Source organism: Mycobacterium sp. E2462, from assembly GCF_001672685.1.
In the GTDB taxonomy this organism is placed as follows: domain Bacteria; phylum Actinomycetota; class Actinomycetes; order Mycobacteriales; family Mycobacteriaceae; genus Mycobacterium.
Genome location: NZ_LZKC01000129.1, coordinates 1 through 2,652, shown reverse-complemented (window position 1 = coordinate 2,652; position 2,652 = coordinate 1). Strand labels below are relative to the sequence as shown.

Genomic DNA, 2,652 nt, shown 5'->3' with positions numbered 1-2,652 from the left:
GGGCGACGACGCGGCGCAGCACCGCCCGGATTGCCGCCGCGGCGGCCACGTCGAGCCCGGCCAGCGGTTCGTCGAGCAGCAGCACGTCCGGTTCGGCGGCCAGCGCGCGCGCGATCGCCACCCGCTGGGCCTGACCGCCCGAGAGCTGCCGCGGCCGGCGACCGGCGAACTGCTCGGCGTCGACCTCTTTCAACCAGCGCAGCGCCGCCGCCTGAGACGAGGCGCGGGCGCGGGCGCGGGCGCGACGGAACCAACCGCGCCGGCTGCGCGGGCCGAACGCCACGTTGGCCGCCACGCTCAGGTGCGGGAACAGCAGCGGGTCCTGCAGCAGCAGGCCCACCCGGCGGTCATGGGTCGCCACGTGGACGCCGGCGTTGGTGTCGGTCAACACCCGATCCCCCAGCCGCACCAGCCCACGGTCGGGCCGGATCAACCCCGCGACGACGTGCAGGGCCGTCGACTTGCCCGCGCCGTTGGGGCCCAGCACCGCGAGCACCTCGCCGGCCGACACCGAGAACGCGGCGTCCAGGCGGTCGGCGACGACCGCGCGCACCTGTAGGCCGCTCACCGGGTCTCGGTTCCCGTCAGCCGCGCGGCGCCCAGGCCCAACACCACCACCGCCGCGACCGCTATCAGCAGCACCGACAGCGCGACGGCGGCGTCGGCGTCGCTCACCCGCTGCACGTAGATCTCCAGCGGCAGCGTGCGGGTCACGCCCTGCCGGGAGCCCGCGAACGTCAACGTGGCACCGAACTCGCCGAGCGAGCGGGCGAACGCCAGCACCGCCCCCGACACCAGGCCCGGCAGCAGCAGCGGCAGCGTCACCCGCCACCACACCGCGCTGGGGCGTGCGCCCAGCGTGGCCGCCACGATCTCGAAGTCGCCGCCCGCGGTGCGCGCGGCGCCCTCCAGGGAGATCACCAGGAATGGCAGCGAAACGAAGGTCTGGGCCAGCACGACGGCGGTGGTGCTGAACGCGATGTGCAGCCCGGCCGCCTCCAGGTACCGGCCGAGCAGGCCGAACCGCCCGAAGGCGTAGAGCAGCGCGATCCCACCGACCACCGGGGGCAGGACCAGCGGCAGCAGGATCAACGGTCGCAGGAGCCGTGCGGTCGGTCCCGCTCCGCGGGCCAGGACCAGGGCCATGGGCACGCCCAGCAGCACGCACAGCGCGGTGCTCGCCGCGGCGGTCTTCAGGCTCAGCAGCAACGCCGTCCTCGACGACGAGCTGGTGATCAGCGACCAAAAGTTCGGCCAGTCGACCTTGACCGCGATCGCCAACAGCGGCAGCAGCACGAACAGCGTCCCCGCCACCGCGGGTAGGTACACCCAGCGCGGCAGCGGCGTGCGACGGCTCATGCCAGGCCGTCAGGGCTTGGCGAATCCGGCCTGGGCCAACACCCGCTGGCCGTCGGCGGACGTCACGAGGGCCACGAATTTCTGCGCCAACGCCGGCAGCGGCGCCCCCTTGAGGACCGCGATCGGATAGACGTTCGCCGCGCCGGCCGCCTCCGGAAACGGCACCGTGGTGACCTTGTTCCCCGCGCCCGTCGCGTCGGTGACGTAGACGAGCGCGGCGTCGGCCTGCCCGCTGGTGACCTTGTTGAGGACGTCGGTCACGCTGAGCTCCTCGCTGACCGGGTGCAGGTGGGTGCCGGTGCTGTCCTCGATGCGCTGCGTCGCCGAGCCGCACGGCACGGGCTGTTGGCAGCCCACGACACTCAGCCCGGGCTTCGCGAGGTCGGCGAACGACCCGATGTTCTTCGGGTTGCCGGGCGCGGTGACGATCACCAGCGTGTTGGACGCGAAGTTGATGGCGTTGCCGGCCAGCAGACCGGCCTTGGCGACGGTGTCCATCTGCGCGGTGTCCGCGGAGGCGAAGACGTCGGCCGTAGCGCCCTGGCGCAGCTGGGTCGCTAGTTCCGAGGAGCCGGCGAAGTCGAAGTCGACGCCGCTGCCCGGGTTGGCCGTCGTGAACTGGTGGCCGAGGGCGGTAAAGGTGGCCTTGAGCGAGGCCGCGGCGAAGACCACCACCTTGCCCGACGCCGGCGGCGACTGGGCGGGTCGCGCGGCGGGTGACCGCGAACCGCACCCCACCAGGCTCGTCACGAGCAGCGCCGACAAGACACCCGCCGCGATCCCCATCCGAGGCATGGCTGGACCCTATCGCCCGCGGCGACCGGCCCGCTCGCCGACGGGATCGCCGCGGGCCGGTCGCGGACGTCCGCGGGCCAGGACGGGAGGAAATCGTTACCGAAATGGCCCGCGCGTCGCAGCCCGAGGAAATTTCCCCGCCTAGCTACTGTCCAGTAACATCGACCGGGATCGTTGCCATTGCGCGCGGGGCAGGCCGGCGTTGCGGGGATGGGTTCGGCGCGGAACACGAGGAGGTCATGGCAGTGGAGGTGCTGGTTACCGGTGGTGACACCGAGTTGGGCCGCACGGTAGCCGAGGGCTTCCGCAACGACGGCCACAGCGTGACTCTGGTGGGCGCGGGCAAGAGCGACCTGGAGATCGCCGCCAAAGAGCTCGAGGCCGAGGCGATCGTCTGCGACACGACCGACGCGGCCAGCCTCGCGGAGGCGCGGCCGCAGTTCCCGCATCACCTCGACACCATCGTGCACGTGCCCGCCCCGACGTTCGACGCCGGCG

General features: G+C 72.8%; 4 protein-coding genes. 1 reads left to right on the top strand and 3 read right to left on the bottom strand.

What is annotated here, in order from left to right; translation table 11 throughout:
- The 3 genes from A5714_RS06155 to modA form a co-directional block, all read right to left on the bottom strand.
- Window positions 1-568 (bottom strand): ATP-binding cassette domain-containing protein (locus A5714_RS06155; protein ID WP_156747189.1); only part of this gene is annotated, 568 nt, incomplete at its 3' end.
- Window positions 565-1,359: an ABC transporter permease gene (locus tag A5714_RS06150; RefSeq protein WP_068283798.1), complete on the bottom strand. Its 795-nt coding sequence runs from the start codon at window positions 1,357-1,359 to the stop codon at window positions 565-567. The genes A5714_RS06155 and A5714_RS06150, both read right to left, overlap by 4 nt.
- Before the next feature lie 9 nt (window positions 1,360-1,368).
- Window positions 1,369-2,154, bottom strand: a complete 786-nt coding sequence (gene modA / locus A5714_RS06145) for a molybdate ABC transporter substrate-binding protein (RefSeq protein ID WP_068283793.1) — start codon at window positions 2,152-2,154, stop codon at window positions 1,369-1,371.
- A 239-nt stretch (window positions 2,155-2,393) separates the two neighbouring features.
- Between modA and A5714_RS06140 the strand changes: the two genes are divergently transcribed.
- A partial coding sequence (locus A5714_RS06140) for an SDR family NAD(P)-dependent oxidoreductase (protein WP_156747188.1) occupies window positions 2,394-2,652 on the top strand: 259 nt, incomplete at its 3' end.